This is a genomic window from Thalassobaculum sp. (genome assembly GCF_040219615.1).
Classification (GTDB): Bacteria; Pseudomonadota; Alphaproteobacteria; order Thalassobaculales; family Thalassobaculaceae; genus Thalassobaculum_A.
Genome location: NZ_JAVJSE010000038.1, coordinates 44,624 through 61,005, shown reverse-complemented (window position 1 = coordinate 61,005; position 16,382 = coordinate 44,624). Strand labels below are relative to the sequence as shown.

The window sequence follows — 16,382 nt, the reverse complement described above, 5'->3', positions numbered from 1 at the left end:
CTTTAGTGGAGACCGCAATGCGGTCGGCGTCAAGGCCGAGGTCGGGATACGCAGCGGGACTGGCCGGGTCGGGCCTGCGGTCCCGGCTGCGCGGCCGGCCGCTGGCCTCGGTCGTGCCGATCGGCATCGGCCACAACAACGGCCCGCCGATGGCGACCCGCTGGGGTCTGCATGTCTGGAAGCGGGCCCACGCCAAGGCCTGGGAGAACCCGGCGCCGGAGGTCGTGCAGATGCGGCTGCGGCGGGCCGCCGAACTCGGCCTGAGCTATCGCCAGATCGCCTCGATCGTCATGGAGTGCGGCCGGGCGCCGGCGGCGATCGTGTTCACGCTCGACGCGCTGGCGGCCCCGGGGGCCGCCGAGCGGCTGCGCGCGCTGGTGAAGCCGAAGCTGCTGGCCGTCGGCTTCGACCCGGACGGATCGGCCGAGGCGCGGCTGTGCGCCCTGCGCGACGCCGGCGGGGTTCGCCTCGCCGGCTGGCGGACGGTCGGCAACCGGATGGCGCTGGCCTCCGGCCTGCACGACCTGCTCACTGAGAACGGCGTGGCGCCGCAGGCGACCCTGCTGGTCGGCGCCGTCGAGGCCGATCGGGCCCTGGCGACCCGGGCCCGGCTGGCTGCCTTCCTGCGTGCCGACGCGTATTTTTCGCCGCAACCCACCACAGGGACCGACCGATGACCCGGAACCACGACCTCGCGCCCGAGACCCTGGCCGCCCAGGCCCTCGGCTTCGTCGACCCGGAACACAAGTCCCTGGTCCCGCCGGTGCATTACGCGACCACCTACGAGCGCGTGCCCGGCGGCATCGGCGCGGCCGGCGGCCCCGGCTTCAGCTACAGCCGCAACGACAACCCGAGCTACACCCAGGTCGAGTCGCTGCTGCAGCGCCTGGAGGGCGGCGAGGACGCGCTGGTGATGGCGTCCGGCATGTCGGCGGTCACCGCGCCGTTCATGGCGCTTGCGCCGGGCGACCACGTGGTGGTGCAGAACGTCATGTACTGGGGCATCCGGCGCTGGCTGCTGACCTTCGCGACCCGCTGGGGCCTGGACGTCGAGTTCGTCGAGGCCGAGGACCTGGACGCCCTGCGGGCCGCCATGCGCCCCGGCAAGACCAAGCTGGTCTGGGTCGAGACCCCGGCCAACCCGCTGTGGGGCATCGTCGACCTGGCGGCGGCGGCCGAGATCGCGCATGCCGCCGGCGCGCGGATCGCGGTCGACAGCACGGTGGCGACGCCGGTGCTGACCCGGCCGCTGGAGCACGGCGTCGACCTGGTGATGCACTCGGCCACCAAGTTCCTGAACGGCCACAGCGACGTGCTGGCCGGCGCCCTGGTGACGGCGCGCAAGGACGAGTGGTGGGAGCGCATCGAGCAGGTGCGCCGCGACTTCGGCACGGTGATGGGCCCGCAGGAGGCGTGGCTGCTGCTGCGCGGCATGCGCACCCTGCACATCCGGGTCCGCAAGGCCTGCGAGAACGCCATGGCGGTGGCCGAGGCGATGGACCGCCACCCGAAGGTCAGCCACGTGCTGTATCCCGGGCTGCCGGGCCATCCCGGCCACGAGGTGGCCAGGCGCCAGATGCAGGGTGGGTTCAGCGGCATCCTGTCGATCCGGGTGGCCGGCGGCGAGCAGGCGGCGCTGGCGGCGATGCGGCGGATGACGGTGTGGCACAGCGCCACCTCGCTCGGCGGCACCGAGAGCCTGGCCGAGCACCGCGCCTCGACCGAGGGGCCGGGCACCCCGGTGCCGGACGACCTGATTCGCCTGGCGGTCGGCATCGAGCACGCCCAGGACCTGATCGACGACCTGACCCAGGCGCTCGACGGCTGAGGGGGCATTCGCCGGCCGGCATGATGTCGGCTTGACGGCGGGAACCTCCGGCCCGTAGAAGGAGCGCGCATGCGCCGTGCGGTCCCCGGGTCACCCGGGGGCCGGATGTCCTCTCCCGGCGGAGGGGTGGCCGAGAGGCTGAAGGCGGCGGTTTGCTAAACCGTTATAGGGGTAACACCCTATCGTGGGTTCGAATCCCATCCCCTCCGCCAATCAATCCAATTAGACACATGAAGTAATTGAACGAATTGAGATTGCCAATCCGGCGATCCGCAATTGCCCCCACGTTTGAGCTGACAAGCTGTCGCCCCGAGAGCCGGTCGTTCAGATCGCGTCGGGGACGGATTTGTGCCCGGAAACCACGGCGCGGTTTGCGGGCGGTTTCTGGACATTCAAGCTCAGCATATGCCAATGCGGAGGAGGTCCTCGTAGCAGCGCTGAGTCGGGCAAGCCTTTGTCCGGTCGCCGTGCCGTTGTCGCACGCCGGATGACCGCTCCGTCCGATCCGGCGGGGTAGTATGATCCTTCTGCATCTTCGGCGAGTAGAGCGACGTGACAGGATCCGCATCTCACACGGTGTTCTTTCCGCTGGCAGCCGCTCAGGGTGCCATCGGCATCGGCCTGTGGAGCTTCCTTCCGTTTGGCGGGACCGGTGCGGCTTGGCACGCCCATGAAATCGTCTTCGGCTACGCCATGGCGGTAGTCGCCGGCTTCCTGCTGACGCGCGCGAACCCACAGGAGGTCGCCTGGTGCCTGGCCGTCTGGTTGACGGCCCGCATCGCCTGGATGGTCCCGGACACCCCGGATCTGGTCCGGGCGGCGTCGGGGATTGCATCCACAGGCACGATCGCGGTCCTGGCGGGCCGGAGCTTCCTTCGCGGCTTGAAGCGTGCCCAGAACGCGGTGTTCCCGGCCCTGCTCGCCGCCCTGGTTCTGTGCGAGGTCACCGCGCAGGCCGGCACGCTGCTGTGGGCGCCGTCCGCCGCCCGGTCGGCGCTGCTGTTCGCCGTACTGCTGATCGTGCTGCTGATCGTGGTAATGGGCGGCCGCATTGTAGGTGCCGCGCTGTCCGGGCTCGCGCAGCGGGCGGGCCGCGACCGGATCCCGCCGCAGCCGGTGCTGGAGCGCTTGCTCGTCGCCGCCATAATCGGTGTCGGCGTCGCCCTTTCGACCGGCATTCCGGCGCTCTTGGCGGCGACAGCGTGGGTTGCCGCGGCCGGTATCGTCGTCCGCCTTGTCGGTTGGCGCGCCGGGTTCGGCCTTGCCGACCCGGCCCTACGATCGATGGCCGTATCGCACGGCCTCATCGCCCTGGGCCTGGCCGGCATCGGTGCCGGTCTGTTCCGCCCTCCCTGGCCGGAGCATGCACCGCTGCACCTGGTCACGATCGGCGGAATAGGCATCGCGACGGTGACGATGATGCTCAAGACCCAGGCTCAGCGCGCCCGACTGCCCTTGCCCGCCATGACGATCACGGCGGCGGTCGTCCTGCTGGCGCTGGCATCCATCGTCAGGGCACTGGGCTTCGGCTCGCCCGATGTTTCATACCGGATCGCCGCGATCGCCTGGATTGCGGCCATGGCGCTTTGTCTCGTCGCCCTGCTTCGGCGGCGAGGATCAGGGTGCAAGCGACCCTGATTCCCGAAGACCGACCGGCAAACGAGGCGGTCGGCGTGCGGGCACTCTCCCACGACTGTGCCAACCTGCTCGCGGAGGCGTCCGTCCGGATCGCTGCGGCCGTCGCGGTACTGCGCCGGTCACCCCAACGCTGCGACCTGTCCGGCGGGTCGTCTCCCTGTCAGGCCACGTCGACCTGGCGGAAGGTGACCTGCCAGTGATCGGCGGCGAGACAACGGGCGACGCTTCCGTAGCCGCGCCCCTCGAGCAGCCGGCGCAAGGGCAACGGGTGGAACGGCACGTCGATCACCAGGGCTGCTTCCCGGGGTAGCCGGCCGATCTCCGTCAGAATGACCGCAAGCGGCTCGTGGCCGTCGGCGAAGATCGGCCGCAGGTCCAGCGACCTCGTCTGCGGCGCCTTGCCGGCCCAGTCGCAGTGCGCCGGCTCGGCGGGCGCGCCGCCGGCGGTTCCCGCCTGCTGGCCGCGCGCGACCCGCAGGAGCACCTCCGCCGGCAAACCCAACATCCGTGCGACGTCGCCGACCGTCAGCTGCACCGCGACGCGTTCATCGTTCAGGACACCGCGGAAATTCCGGATCTTCGGGTTGTAGTCGAGGAGGCGCTCGAAGGTCGTCTCTTCCGACAGCAGCAGGTCGGACCAGGGGGTGTCCGGTGTCATCTTTCCGGCTCTTTGCGCTGGGGGGTGGGGCCTCTCGGCGGGGGGCGGACTGGTCAGAGTCCGACCGGTGCCTCGAACCGCGGGAACAGGACGCCGTTCTCCAGGAGGACGTGCTCGGCGAGATCCACGACCAGCTTCTCGGCGCCGGCATACAGGGTCCGCCACGACCGGCAGGCGTCCGCCGGCAGGACGAACCCGCGGCAGATCTCCCGGATCTCGCCGATCGCGGCGCCGTGGTCATCGTGCTCGTGGCGCATCTGCGCGATCGGGTGCGCGATCATCGGATGACCGCCATCGAGCATCAGAGGAAACAGGGCGGCCTCCTCCTTCGCCATATGGCTTCCGAGATCGCCGGACAGCCGTTCCAGCGCGTCGGCGAGGCCGCCCGGGACCGACGGGTGGTCTCGGTGCACGGCTTCGACCCGGCTCGAGAGCCGGACCAGTTCCGGAAGTTCCCGCCGATGGGCCTCGTGATACCGTTGAACGATATGGGCGATAAGCGATGGCGTGTCCGGATCCTCGATGTCGGAGGACTCGATCCTGGTGTTCATGTCCGCTTCCTCGCATTGCCGAGGAGCAGACTGCCTCGACCGGGCGCTGGCGAATTTGAGCGGGCGCAAATACCGTGCGCGCCGCGCCGGCTTCGTGGTGTGCGTTCGAAGCGCGGCCCGGTTCAGGCGAAGGCGACGCAGGTCTCGCACGGGGTACCGCGGACGTCGCGGCGCAGATGGGCGGCGCGGAGCGCCTGGAACCGCTCAGACTGCCAACTGTCCATGAAGGAGGCCGTGTTCAGGTCGCCCATGTGGAAGCGGCCGTCATGGTCGAAGCAGCAGGCGCTGAGCCGGCCGTCCCAGGTCACGTGCCCTTCGGTGAACACCGACCAGCACGGCAACGGCTCGCGCAACGCCGCCGCCCGGCCCCGATTGCCGGCCGTCGGCTTCCAGCCGCGCTCCATCTCGTCGCCGGTGGCCAGGTTCGCCTGATTGTACAGCGGCAGGGCGTAGACCTCGTCGACCACCGGCGCGATCCGCTCGATCGCCCGGGCCATGCGATTGCCCTGCTCGCCGTCATACTCGATGTAACTGGCGTACAGGCCGCAGCGATGGCCGGTCTCCCGGTACACCAGGTCGCGGATCGTCCGGGCCGCCCGCAAATTGGTCTCGATGTCGGCGAACAGCTTGCCCTTCACCTGGGCGATCGCCTCGAACTGCTCCGCGTCGGCGTAGTTGAACGAGAACTTCAGGCTGTCCAGCCCGGCCCGCATGCAGGCCTCGACCTTGGGCGGGGTCGCCATGGTGCCGTTGGTGGTCAGGAACACGTAGGGGTAGCCGGCGACGTTCTTGGCGAAGGCGATGGCCTCCGGCAGCCAGGGCAGCAGGAAGCTCTCGCCGAGATAGAACAGTCCGAGTTCCTCGACGCCGGCCTCGCGCATCTCAACGGCCAACCGTTCGAACAGGCCGCGGTCCATGTCGGTCTGTCGGCGCAGCATCATCGAGCGAGCGCAGAACGAACAGGCGAGATTGCAGCGGGCCGTGAGCTCGATCTTCACCGACCGTGGGGCCGGCGGAAGATGTGTCCGGTGCGAGCCCGGTATGGCGGTGACCGTGTCGATGCGGTCGATGATGGACATGCTCAGCTCACCTAACTCGGTTCCGTCGGGAATCTCTGGAGGGCGTCCGGCGCCTCGGAAGCGAATTGCGCCGCATGGCTTCGACCTGCACGGCGCCGCCGCCCTTTCGGCCCAGAGGAAGGATCGGGGCACTCGCCCCGGACGTCACTTCGCCGCGGTCGTCGTCGTGTCGAGCTTCTGAAACAACTCGGCAAAGACCTTCTTGGCCTTGCCGGGGTGCTTCGCGGCCTTCGCCCGGTCGGCGTTGGCCGGATCGCCGACGACGACCAGACCCACCATGCCCATGCCGTAGTGCGGCTTGCACTTGTAGCCGTACACGCCGGGCTTCTCGAACGTGACGAGGATGTCCTGGTTGAACTTGCCGGCGAACGGTTCGACGCCCTCGGGCAGCATGCCGTCGACCGACTCGGCGTTGTGCCCCTTGTCGGTGGCGACGAACCGGACGCTGTCACCGGCGGCGACCTTCACGAAGGCCGGTTCGAATACCATCATTCCGGCGGTGCCGCGGTTCAGCATCTTGACTTCGAACTCGGCGGCCGACGCGGTCCCGGTGGTCGCGTCGGCGGTTCCCAGGGCGGCCACCAGGGCGCCCATGACGATCAGCTTGCGCATCTTCGATATCCCTTATTGCCTTGCACGCTCGTTGGACCCTCGCGCGGATCCGTTGCGGTGGTGATAGGGGAGGTTGCCGGCTAGTTTGTTGCGCCAGGTCAAATACCGGAATGTTTGCTCAACTGGCCGGGCCGGGCGTGGCCTCCAGGGCCTCGATCCTGCGCCCGATCCGGGCGATCCATGAGACGGCCAGCGCCAGGGCATCCTCGACCGCTGTCTGCAACTGCGTGTCCGGCGACACGAGGAATGCGTGCTCCAGCGCCTCGCAGAACCGCTCCAACGGTCGCTGCGCCGCGACGAGCAATGCCAGCGGTTGCCGGGTCAGGCACGCCTGGTCGGCACAGTGACCAGGAATCTGAACCGACGCGCGGACGGCGGCTTCATCCGCGATCTGCTCGAGCAGGTCCGCACTCGTGCGGTCGCCGGCCTCGCGCAACCTGACGGCCAGCAGCCGATGACAGGCGGCGACATCGGCCCCGGCGGCTTCGACGACCTGTGCCAGCTGCTCGATCGAGGTGATCGGTCCGAACTCGACCGTCGAATCCGCAGGACGCTCCCGCCGCCACGCCGCCCGGCGCCACGTGCGCAGAACGGCGGCGTGACGCAGCTCCTCGCGGGCGAGGACCTCGGCCTCCCGCGAGATCGTCTCATCGGCCGCGGTCGAGGAGAGATAGGCGTAGAAGGCGAATGCGCGTTGCTCGTTGTCCACCGCGATCGCATACGCCCGATAGGGGGTCAGCAAGGCGCTGCCGGACACGTCGTCCCAACTCGCCGCAAGGTCGGCGGGCAGCCGCCAGCGGAAGCTGCCGAGGGACGGAACCGGTTGGCCGAGGCCGGAGGCCCAGCTCTCGACCGCGGCCACATGCGAGTTCTCCTCGCGGGCCATGGCCTCGAAGGCTTCGGCCGTCTCCAGCTCGCCTCGTCGGCGCATCTCCTCGGCCAGACGTCCGTAGCAGCGGATCGCCTCGGTCTCGATCGTGTGGGCGATGCCGACGAGCTCGGGCAGTGTCTCCACCCGTGCCCCCGGCTCGGAACTCAAGCTCGCCATGAGGCCATCTCCCTGACGTTCCGGCGCTGGTCGGCGCATCGACGAGAGACTCGCACGACTAATGCACGGCGAATTTGATCTTGCGCAACTTCCCGACCGCTCTCCCGCCCTAGGTTCCCCGCACCGCCCACCGGCGGCAAACGACTGCACCTGGAGCAAAGACACCGGACATGGCCGCCTCCAGTCACACTAGGCACCCCGGTTTCTGCTTGACCCGTTGGTCCGCTGTCGCGGTGCTGTCGCTGCTGGCCGTCCTGCTTCGACCCGCCGACGCCCTCGCATCCTCGCGCCTGGGACAGTTTCTCGCGCAGGTTGCGGCCGGCGAACTGGTCCCGGGCGCCCAGCGCTTCGGATCTCCGGAAGGCTCGCCACCGATGGCCGCCGCCCTGCGGGACGACGAGGTCGTCGGCTACGCCTACCTCACCTCCGACGTGGTCAACACCGCCGGCTACTCGGGCAAGCCGATCCACACCCTGGTCGGCCTCGATCGCGAGGGAACCATCGTCGGCGCCAAGCTGGTGGAGCACCACGAGCCGATCGTCCTGATCGGCATCCCGGAGGAGCGGATCGAGGGCTACATCAAGGGCGTCGTCGGGTTCAATCCGGTGAAGGCCGCGCAACTCGGGCAATCCGCACCCGAGGTCGACATCGTCTCCGGTGCCACCGTCACGGTGCTGGTGATCGGCGACACCATCATCCGCTCCGCCGGACGGCTGGCGCCGCGAATGGTCGGGGGCGCGCCGGCGGAGATCGCCGCGGAGCCGCGGCGCATGGTCGACCCGCAGGGCGGCCAGGTCACCGACTGGCTGACGCTGCTCGGCAACGGCGCGATCCGGCGCCTGCAGGTCAGCGTCGGCGACGTGAACCAGGCCTTCGGCCGCTCCGGCAATCGCAAGGCGGCCGAACGGCCGGAGAAGGGCGAGCCCGGCGAGACCTTCATCGATCTCTACGTCGCGCTGGTCTCGCAGCCGGCGATCGGCCGCAGCCTGCTGGGCGACGCCGCCTACGAGCGGCTGAGCAAGCGTCTCGGGCCGGACGGGTCGGCGATCCTGGTGATGGGCGAGGGACGCTACTCCTTCAAGGGGTCCGGCTATGTGCGCGGCGGCATCTTCGACCGCATCGAGGTGACCCAGGGCACCGAGACCATCCGGTTCCGCGACCGGCAGCACGAGCGCATCGCCGACCTCGCCGCCGACGGCGCGCCGGACTTCAAGGAGATCGCGCTGTTCCGGGTGCCGGCCGAGGTGCAGTTCGACCCCGCCGAGACCTGGACGCTGCGGCTGCTGGCGCAGCGCGCCATCGGCGCGCTCGACAAGGCGTTCACCAGCTTCGCGCTAGACTACCGGCTGCCGCGGCTCTACGCGAAGACCCGGGCTCCGGCTGCCGCCCCGCCCGCAATCGCCGGCCCGGCCGCCGCGGCGCCGGTGGCGGACGGGACGCCGCTGTGGGAGCGGATCTGGCGCAGCAAGATCGCCTCGATCGCGATGCTGGGCGCCATGCTGGCGGTGCTCACGGCGATCTTCTTCTTCCAGGACGCCCTGGTGAAGCGCGAGAAGCTGTTCGACCGCGTTCGTCTCGTCTACCTCGCGGTCACCCTGGTCTGGCTCGGCTGGGTGGCGCAGGCGCAGCTCTCCATCGTCAACATCCTCGCGTTCCTGAACGCGCTGCGGACCGACTTCGAATGGTCGTACTTCCTGGTCGATCCGCTGATCTTCATCCTGTGGTTCGCCGTCGCCGCCGCCCTGCTGTTCTGGGGACGCGGGCCGTTCTGCGGCTGGCTGTGCCCATTCGGCGCCCTGCAGGAGCTGGCCAACCGCGGCGCCAAGCTGCTGAAGGTTCCGCAGATCACCGTGCCGTGGGGCCTGCACGAGCGGTTGTGGCCGGTCAAGTACATGATCTTCATGGCGTTGTTCGGGGTGTCCCTGGGCTCGCTGGCGATGGCCGAGCAACTGGCCGAGGTCGAGCCGTTCAAGACCGCCATCATCCTACGGTTCATGCGGGAATGGTGGTTCGTCGCCTTCGCGCTGGTGCTTGTGGGCGCCGGGCTGTTCGTCGAGCGGTTCTTCTGCCGCTACCTGTGCCCGCTGGGCGCGGCGCTGGCGATCCCCGGGCGGCTGCGGATGTTCGACTGGCTGAAGCGCTACCGCGAGTGCGGCAACCCCTGCATGCGCTGCTACAACGAATGCCCTGTCGGGGCGATCCACCCCGAGGGACACATCAATCCCAACGAATGCATTTCCTGCCTGCACTGCCAGGTGCTGTACCACCACGACCGCAAGTGCCCGGTGGTGATCCAGCGGCGCCTGAAGCGGGAGAAGCGGGCGGCGATGGCGTCGCCGAGCCTCGGCGGCTTGCCGGAAGGCCGGCCGCGAACTGCCGCAACCAATTCTTAGTCGACCACAACCGGCCACTGAAAGGGGATCCGACATGGTCAAGATTACAGAGCAACCCGCAGGCGTAAGCCGACGCGATCTGCTGGGCTCCACCGCGAAGGCGGCGACGCTGGCGGGACTCGCCGGCGCCACCGGCTTCGCGGGCGGTGCGCTTCTGAAGCCCGGGGTGGCCCACGCCGCGGCCCAGAAGGCGAGCGTCGGTCCCGGCGAACTCGACGAGTACTATGTGTTCTTCTCCAGCGGGCAGTGCGGCGAGATGCGGATCGTCGGCCTGCCGTCGATGCGCGAGCTGATGCGAGTGCCGGTGTTCAACCGCTGCAGCGCCACCGGCTGGGGCGACACCAACGAGAGCCGCAAGATCCTGACCGAGGGCCTCTTGCCCGAAACGAAGGATTTCCTGGCCAAGCGCGGCGGGGTCTACCTGAACGGCGACCTGCACCACCCGCACATGTCGTTCACCGACGGTACCTATGACGGCCGCTACCTGTTCATGAACGACAAGGCGAACTCGCGGGTCGCGCGGGTCCGCTGCGACGTCATGAAGTGCGACAAGATCATCGAGATCCCGAACATGGAGGCGGTGCACGGCCTGCGGGTGCAGAAGTTCCCGCGTACCGGCTACGTGTTCGCCAACGGCGAGGACCGACTGCCGCTGCCGAACGACGGCTCGATCCTGGACGAGCCGGCCAAGTACCACGGCATCTTCACCGCCATCGACGGCGACACCATGAAGATCGCCTGGCAGGTGATGGTCGACGGCAACCTCGACAACGTCGATGCCGACTACCAGGGCAAGTACTGCTTCTCGACCAGCTACAACTCCGAGGGCGGCGTGACGCTGGCGGAGATGACCGCGGCCGAGCAGGACTGGGTTGTGATCTTCAACATCGCCCGCATCGAGGAGGCGGTGAAGAAGGGCGACTTCACGGAGCACCACGGCGTCCCGGTGATCGACGGCCGGCACGGCTCGCCCTACACCCGCTACGTGCCGATCCCGAACAGCCCGCACGGTATCAACACGGCACCCGACGGCATCCACGTGGTCGCCAACGGCAAGCTGTCGCCAACCGTCAGCGTCATGGACGTGCGGCGGTTCGACGATCTGTTCGACGGCAAGATCGAGCCGCGCGGCGTGATCGTCGCCGAGCCGGAGCTCGGCCTCGGCCCGCTCCACACCGCTTTCGACGGCCGCGGCAACGCCTACACGACCCTGTTCATCGACAGCCAGATCTGCAAGTGGAACCTCGAGAAGGCGATCCAGAAGTTCGACGGCAAGGACGTCGATCCGATCATCCAGAAGCTCGACGTCCACTACCAGCCCGGCCACAACCACACCTCCATGGGCCAGACCAAGGAGGCCGATGGCAAATGGCTGATATCGTTGAACAAGTTCTCGAAGGACCGGTTCCTCAACGTCGGCCCGCTGAAGCCCGAGTGCGACCAGCTGATCGACATCTCCGGCGACGAGATGGTGCTGGTGCACGATGGGCCGAGCTTCGCCGAGCCGCATGACGCCACGATCGTCCACCGCTCCAAGGTCAGCCCGGTCCATGTCTGGGACCGCAACGACCCGATGTTCGACGATGCCAAGAAGCAGGCGGCGGCCGACGGCGTGGTGCTCGAGGAAGCGGCCGACGTGATCCGCGACGGCAACAAGGTGCGGGTCTACATGTACTCGGTCGCGCCGGCTTTCAGCCTGGAGAGCTTCACCGTGAAGCAGGGCGACGAGGTGACGGTCTACGTCACCAATATCGACGAGGTCGAAGATCTCACCCACGGCTTCACGCTGACCAACCACGGCGTTGCCATGGAAGTGCCGCCGCAGGCGACAGCGTCCATCACCTTCACCGCCGGGCGTCCGGGAGTGCACTGGTTCTACTGCCAGTGGTTCTGCCACGCCCTGCACATGGAGATGAAGGGCCGGATGCTGGTCGAACCGCGGGCGGCGTAGCGAGAGGCATCGCCCAATGACGAGGATGCGTCAGCTGCTCGTCGGCATGGCCCTGGTGGCCGTCGCGACTTCGGTCGCGGCGGCGCCGGGGACCGCCGCCGAACTCCGGGTGATGGCGGGCGGGGACTTGCCGGCCGCCATTGCCGCCGCGGCGCCGGGCGACGTGCTCCGGCTGTCGTCGGGCCGTCATGCCGGCCCGGTGACGATCGACAAGCCCTTGACCCTCGTCGGCGTCGGCGGGGCCGTGCTCGAGGGCACCGGCAGGGGGAGCGTGGTAACCGTCACGGCGGGCGACGTGCGTATCGAAGGCCTGACGATCCGCGGCTCCGGCACCGACGTGCCGGCCATGGACTCGGCAATCCTGGCGACCCGCACCGCCGAGCGAACCACGGTCGTCGGCAACCGGTTGGAAGACAACCTGTTCGGCGTCTACCTGCACGGGGCCGCCGGCTCGCGCGTCGAAGGCAACGTCATCCGTGGACGCCGCGACCTGCGCATGGCCGAGGCCGGCAACGGGGTGTCGATCTGGAACGCCCCGGGAGCGGCGGTCATCGGCAACGACGTCCGCTACGGCCGCGACGGCATCTTCGTGAACACCAGCCGAAACAACACCTTTGCCGACAACCGCTTTGCCGACCTGCGGTTCGCCATCCACTACATGTACACCCACGACAGCCGCATCGTCGGCAATCGGTCGCGTCGCAACCACGTCGGCTTGGCGCTGATGTATTCGGACCGCCTGACCGTGCGCGACAACGACAGCGAGGATGACCGCGACCACGGCCTGCTGCTGAACTTCGTCAAGTCGTCGGAGATCACCGGCAATGCCGTGCGCAACAGCGCCGGCAAATGCGTGTTCATCTACAACGCACACATGAACCGGATCACCGGCAACCGTTTCGAGGGCTGTCCGATCGGCATCCATTTCACTGCCGGGTCCGAACGCAACCGGATCACCGGCAACGCCTTCATCGGGAACCGGACCCAGGTGAAGTACGTCGGCACCCGCCGGGTCGAGTGGACCCACGAGGGCCGCGGCAACTACTGGAGCGACAATCCGGCCTTCGACCTCGACGGCAACGGCGTCGCCGACCGGGAGTACCGCCCCAACGACATCGTCGACGACCTGCTGTGGCGCCATCCACGCGCAAAGCTCCTGATCAACAGTCCGGCGGTGACCGTCCTGCGCTTCGCGCAGTCCCGCCTGCCGGCGCTCTATCCGGGCGGTGTCGTGGACACCGCGCCGCTGATGGCCGCGCCGCTCATCGGAGGGCCCGAGCAATGACACCGGCCATCGCCCTGGACGGCGTGAGCCGTCGCTACGGCGCGGTAACGGCGCTGCAAGACGCCAACCTCCGCGCAGACCCCGGAGAAACCGTCGCGCTGGTCGGTCACAACGGCGCCGGCAAGACCACGCTCATGAAGCTGGTCCTCGGACTGATCCGTCCGACCGCCGGCACGGTGCGGGTGCTGGGCGAGGATCCGGCCGGACGGCATGGGGCCCGGGTCCGCGGCCGCATCGGCTTCCTGCCTGAGAGCGTCGCCTTTCATGCCGCCATGACCGGTGCCGAGTTGCTCGACTTCTACGCCCGCCTCAAGGGCGAGCCGCGCGCGGCCAATGCCGAGCTGCTGGAGCGGGTCGGCCTGGCGGACGCCGCGAGCCGCCGCGTCGGTACCTATTCGAAGGGCATGCGGCAGCGGCTGGCGCTGGCCCAGGCCCTCATCGGCGAGCCTGGAATTCTGCTGCTCGACGAGCCGACCTCCGGCCTCGACCCGGAGTCGCGCCGACAGGTCTACGAGACCATCGACGACCTCCGGCGCTCCGGCGCCCTGGTCCTGCTGTCCACGCATGCCCTGGCGGAAATCGAGCGGCAGGTCGACCGGGTGGCGATGCTGCACCGAGGCCGGCTGATCGCGGTCGGCGATGTCGCCGCGCTGCGGCGGCGGATCCCGATGCCGGTCCGCATCCGACTGCGTGTCCGGCACTGCACGACGCAGCGCGTGCTCGACCGGCTCCAAGGGTGGGCGGAGACACTCGATCGCGGACCGACCCATCTGCAGCTGGCGGTGATGCCGGAGTGCCGTGCCGACCTGATCCATGCCCTCGACGACCTGCGAGAACTGATCGACGAGGTCGAGATCGAGAGCCCCGGACTCGAGACCCTCTACCGGCACCTGACCCGGGGAGACGCGACATGAACGCCCTCGCCGCAATCGCCGGCCAGGAGATCCGGGCCGGCCTTCGCAATCGCTGGGCCGTCGCGACCACGCTGCTCCTCGCGGCCCTTGCCCTCAGCCTGGTTCTGCTGGGCAGCACGCCGACCGGAACCGTCGGTGCCTCGCCCGTGGCCGTCGTGGTCGTCAGCCTCGCCAGCCTGACCATCTTCCTGCTGCCGCTGCTCGCTCTGCTGCTGTCGTTCGACGCCATCGTCGGCGAGGCGGAGCGCGGCACGCTGCTGCTGCTGCTGGCCTATCCGGTGTCCCGATGGCAGGTGGTCGTCGGCAAATTCCTCGGCCACGCCTCGATCCTGGCGCTGGCGACGGTCGTCGGCTACGGCGCTGCCGGGGTTCTGCTGGCGATCACCACGGATGCGGACGCGGAAGCCTGGGCGACCTTCGGGCTGCTGATCGGTACTTCCATCCTGTTGGGCATGGCATTCGTGGCGCTCGGCACTCTGGCCAGCATGGTCCGCGAGCGGCCGACGGCCGCCGGCCTGTCCGTCGGGCTCTGGCTGCTGTTCGTGCTGCTCTATGACTCGGCCCTGCTCGGGCTGCTGGTGGTCGACCAGGGAACGCTGGTCTCGGGGCGCGTGCTCGACGCCCTGCTGCTGCTCAACCCGGCCGACGCCTACCGGCTCGTCAACCTGACCGGCGCCGGCGCGGCGGCGCTGCTCACCGGCATGAGTGCGCCGGGAGAGGCCGGCCAGATCCCGACTGCGGCCCTGTACGCCGCGCTCGCCGCGTGGATCGTGGCGCCACTCGCGGCGGCCATCGCCGTCTTCAACAGGAGGCATCCATGAAAGGGTTGCGTAGGGCCGCACTGGCGTTGCTGCTTGCGCTCGCCGCATGCGGCGAGGGCAGCGATCTCGCCGTACTGCCGCCGCCGCAGGAGCCCGGGCCGGATTCGATCGGCTATTTCTGCGGCATGGCCGTGACCGAGCATCGCGGCCCGAAGGCCCAGGCCTTCATCGCGGGACACGCCAAGCCGCTCTGGTTCAGTTCGGTGCGTGACGCCCTGGCCTTCACCATGCTGCCCGGCGAGCCGAGGACCGTGATCGCCTTGTACGTGAACGACATGAGCGGTGCGGAGAGCTGGGCCGTGCCGCAAGCCGGGCGCTGGGTGATTGCGCGTGACGCCCTCTTCGTCGCTGGCAGCCGCGCGGTGGGCGGAATGGGCGTCCAGGAAGCCGTGCCGTTCGCCGACCGCGCGGCCGCCGACCGGTTCCGGCTCACGCATGGCGGCGAGATCTACCGTTTCGGCGAGGTGCCGGAGCGCTACGTCCTCGGGACCGACGGCGGGCTCGCCGCTGCGCCCGCGGCCGGAACGGGGAGTGCGGAACATGGCACCCATGCGACCGACTGAATGCCGCGACGTCGGCCGGCGGCGGTTCATCGCCATCGCCGGCGCCTTCGGCGGTACCGCCCTGCTACCGACCGTCACCCAGGCAACCGCGGAACTGCACCATTGGCGCGGCGTGGCGCTCGGCGCGCGGGCGTCGATCCGCCTGCTCCATCCGGACCCGGCGGAGGCACACCGGATCATCGACCTGGCGGTGCAGGAGATCGAGCGCCTCGAAGCGATCTTCAGCCTGTACCGTGGCGACTCTGCCCTGGCCGTGCTGAACCGCGACGGCCGGCTGCCGGACCCGCCGCTCGAGCTGGTCGAGCTGCTGTCGCGCGCGCGGGAGGTAAGTCGGCTGAGCGGCGGCGCCTTCGACGTGACGGTGCAGCCGCTCTGGCAGCGCTACCGCGATCACTTCGCGACCCATGCCGGCACGGCACTGCCGGCCGTAGCGGATCTGCTGCCGCTGGTGGACTGGCGCGCGCTGCGGATCGACCCGACGGAAGTCGCCCTGACCCGCAGCGGCATGGCCGTCACGCTCAACGGCATCGCCCAGGGCTTCGTCACCGATCGGGTACACGACCTGCTGCGGCGCAACGGCATCGGACAGGTCCTGCTCGATCTCGGTGAGATCAGGGCCGCCGGGGACCGTGGCGACGGACGGCCCTGGCACGTGGGCATCGCCGACCCGGGGAATCCGGACCGGTCGCTCCGACGCCTCGATTGCGTCGATCGAGCGATTGCCACGTCAGGCGGCTATGGCACGGTTTTCGATCGGGGGTACCGGTACAGCCATCTGATCGATCCACGCAACGGCCGCACGGCGCCGGTGCTGCGGGGAACGACGGTGACGGCGCCCGATGCGACAACCGCCGATGCCTGGTCCACGGCATTCGCGCTGATGACCCGTCAGGAGGTCGTCGAGATTGCGCCGCTGATCGGAGACATGAAGGTCTACTTCGCCACGATGGGAAGCGTCGCGCAGATCGCGTAGAGGCAGTCTCTCACGAGCATTGGACGGGGGCGTTCCTGGTGATTGCCTGGATTGTCGTCCGTCTGGGT

At 69.1% G+C, this 16,382-nt stretch carries 15 protein-coding genes and 1 tRNA gene; 11 read left to right on the top strand and 5 right to left on the bottom strand.

Annotation, left to right across the window (positions count from 1 at the left end; all coding sequences use genetic code 11):
• Positions 1–17 precede the first annotated feature (17 nt).
• The 4 genes from RIC31_RS19110 to RIC31_RS19095 all read left to right on the top strand — a co-directional run bounded on the left by RIC31_RS19110 (position 18) and on the right by RIC31_RS19095 (position 3,466).
• Positions 18–677, top strand: a complete 660-nt coding sequence (locus RIC31_RS19110; protein WP_350111508.1) for a hypothetical protein — start codon at positions 18–20, stop codon at positions 675–677.
• Positions 674–1,828 (top strand): trans-sulfuration enzyme family protein, encoded by a 1,155-nt coding sequence (locus RIC31_RS19105; protein ID WP_350111506.1) that lies wholly within the window; start codon positions 674–676, stop codon positions 1,826–1,828. Before RIC31_RS19110 ends, RIC31_RS19105 begins: the two co-directional genes overlap by 4 nt.
• 120 nt (positions 1,829–1,948) lie before the next feature.
• Positions 1,949–2,040: transfer RNA gene (locus tag RIC31_RS19100), tRNA-Ser, on the top strand.
• A 364-nt stretch (positions 2,041–2,404) separates the two neighbouring features.
• Positions 2,405–3,466, top strand: a complete 1,062-nt coding sequence (locus tag RIC31_RS19095; protein WP_350111504.1) for an NnrS family protein — start codon at positions 2,405–2,407, stop codon at positions 3,464–3,466.
• A gap of 160 nt (positions 3,467–3,626) precedes the next feature.
• Here the strand turns inward: RIC31_RS19095 and RIC31_RS19090 are convergent, their stop codons facing one another.
• The 5 genes from RIC31_RS19090 to RIC31_RS19070 form a co-directional block, all read right to left on the bottom strand.
• Complete coding sequence (locus tag RIC31_RS19090; protein ID WP_350111502.1) at positions 3,627–4,124, bottom strand: DUF2249 domain-containing protein; 498 nt, start codon at positions 4,122–4,124, stop codon at positions 3,627–3,629.
• A gap of 53 nt (positions 4,125–4,177) precedes the next feature.
• Entirely contained in the window at positions 4,178–4,675 is a 498-nt protein-coding gene (locus tag RIC31_RS19085) for a hemerythrin domain-containing protein (RefSeq protein ID WP_350111500.1), read from the bottom strand.
• 122 nt (positions 4,676–4,797) lie between these two features.
• The gene (locus RIC31_RS19080; protein WP_350111498.1) at positions 4,798–5,754 is read right to left on the bottom strand and encodes a radical SAM/SPASM domain-containing protein; all 957 of its coding nucleotides are present in this window, start codon (positions 5,752–5,754) and stop codon (positions 4,798–4,800) included.
• Positions 5,755–5,898: 144 nt separating this feature from the next.
• Positions 5,899–6,366: a pseudoazurin gene (locus RIC31_RS19075; protein WP_350111496.1), complete on the bottom strand. Its 468-nt coding sequence runs from the start codon at positions 6,364–6,366 to the stop codon at positions 5,899–5,901.
• 118 nt (positions 6,367–6,484) lie between these two features.
• A complete protein-coding gene (locus RIC31_RS19070) occupies positions 6,485–7,414 on the bottom strand; it encodes a ferritin-like domain-containing protein (RefSeq protein ID WP_350111494.1) in 930 nt (309 codons plus the stop codon).
• A 209-nt stretch (positions 7,415–7,623) separates the two neighbouring features.
• Between RIC31_RS19070 and RIC31_RS19065 the strand changes: the two genes are divergently transcribed.
• Genes RIC31_RS19065 through RIC31_RS19035 form a run of 7 tightly spaced genes read left to right on the top strand, consistent with a single transcriptional unit; the run spans position 7,624 to position 16,314 of the window.
• On the top strand, positions 7,624–9,807 hold the full coding sequence (locus RIC31_RS19065) for a 4Fe-4S binding protein (protein WP_350111492.1): 2,184 nt from the start codon (positions 7,624–7,626) through the stop codon (positions 9,805–9,807).
• Positions 9,808–9,841: 34 nt separating this feature from the next.
• Positions 9,842–11,758, top strand: a complete 1,917-nt coding sequence (gene nosZ, locus RIC31_RS19060) for a TAT-dependent nitrous-oxide reductase (protein ID WP_350111490.1) — start codon at positions 9,842–9,844, stop codon at positions 11,756–11,758.
• Positions 11,759–11,783: 25 nt separating this feature from the next.
• Positions 11,784–13,043: a nitrous oxide reductase family maturation protein NosD gene (locus RIC31_RS19055; protein WP_350111488.1), complete on the top strand. Its 1,260-nt coding sequence runs from the start codon at positions 11,784–11,786 to the stop codon at positions 13,041–13,043.
• A complete protein-coding gene (locus RIC31_RS19050) occupies positions 13,040–13,957 on the top strand; it encodes an ABC transporter ATP-binding protein (protein ID WP_350111486.1) in 918 nt (305 codons plus the stop codon). Before RIC31_RS19055 ends, RIC31_RS19050 begins: the two co-directional genes overlap by 4 nt.
• Positions 13,954–14,778, top strand: coding sequence for an ABC transporter permease subunit (locus RIC31_RS19045; RefSeq protein WP_350111484.1), 825 nt, complete (start codon positions 13,954–13,956; stop codon positions 14,776–14,778). Before RIC31_RS19050 ends, RIC31_RS19045 begins: the two co-directional genes overlap by 4 nt.
• Positions 14,775–15,341, top strand: a complete 567-nt coding sequence (locus RIC31_RS19040; protein ID WP_350111482.1) for a nitrous oxide reductase accessory protein NosL — start codon at positions 14,775–14,777, stop codon at positions 15,339–15,341. The genes RIC31_RS19045 and RIC31_RS19040 overlap by 4 nt, the downstream gene beginning before the upstream one ends.
• On the top strand, positions 15,328–16,314 hold the full coding sequence (locus tag RIC31_RS19035) for an FAD:protein FMN transferase (RefSeq protein WP_350111480.1): 987 nt from the start codon (positions 15,328–15,330) through the stop codon (positions 16,312–16,314). Before RIC31_RS19040 ends, RIC31_RS19035 begins: the two co-directional genes overlap by 14 nt.
• The last annotated feature ends 68 nt before the right edge of the window (positions 16,315–16,382 follow it).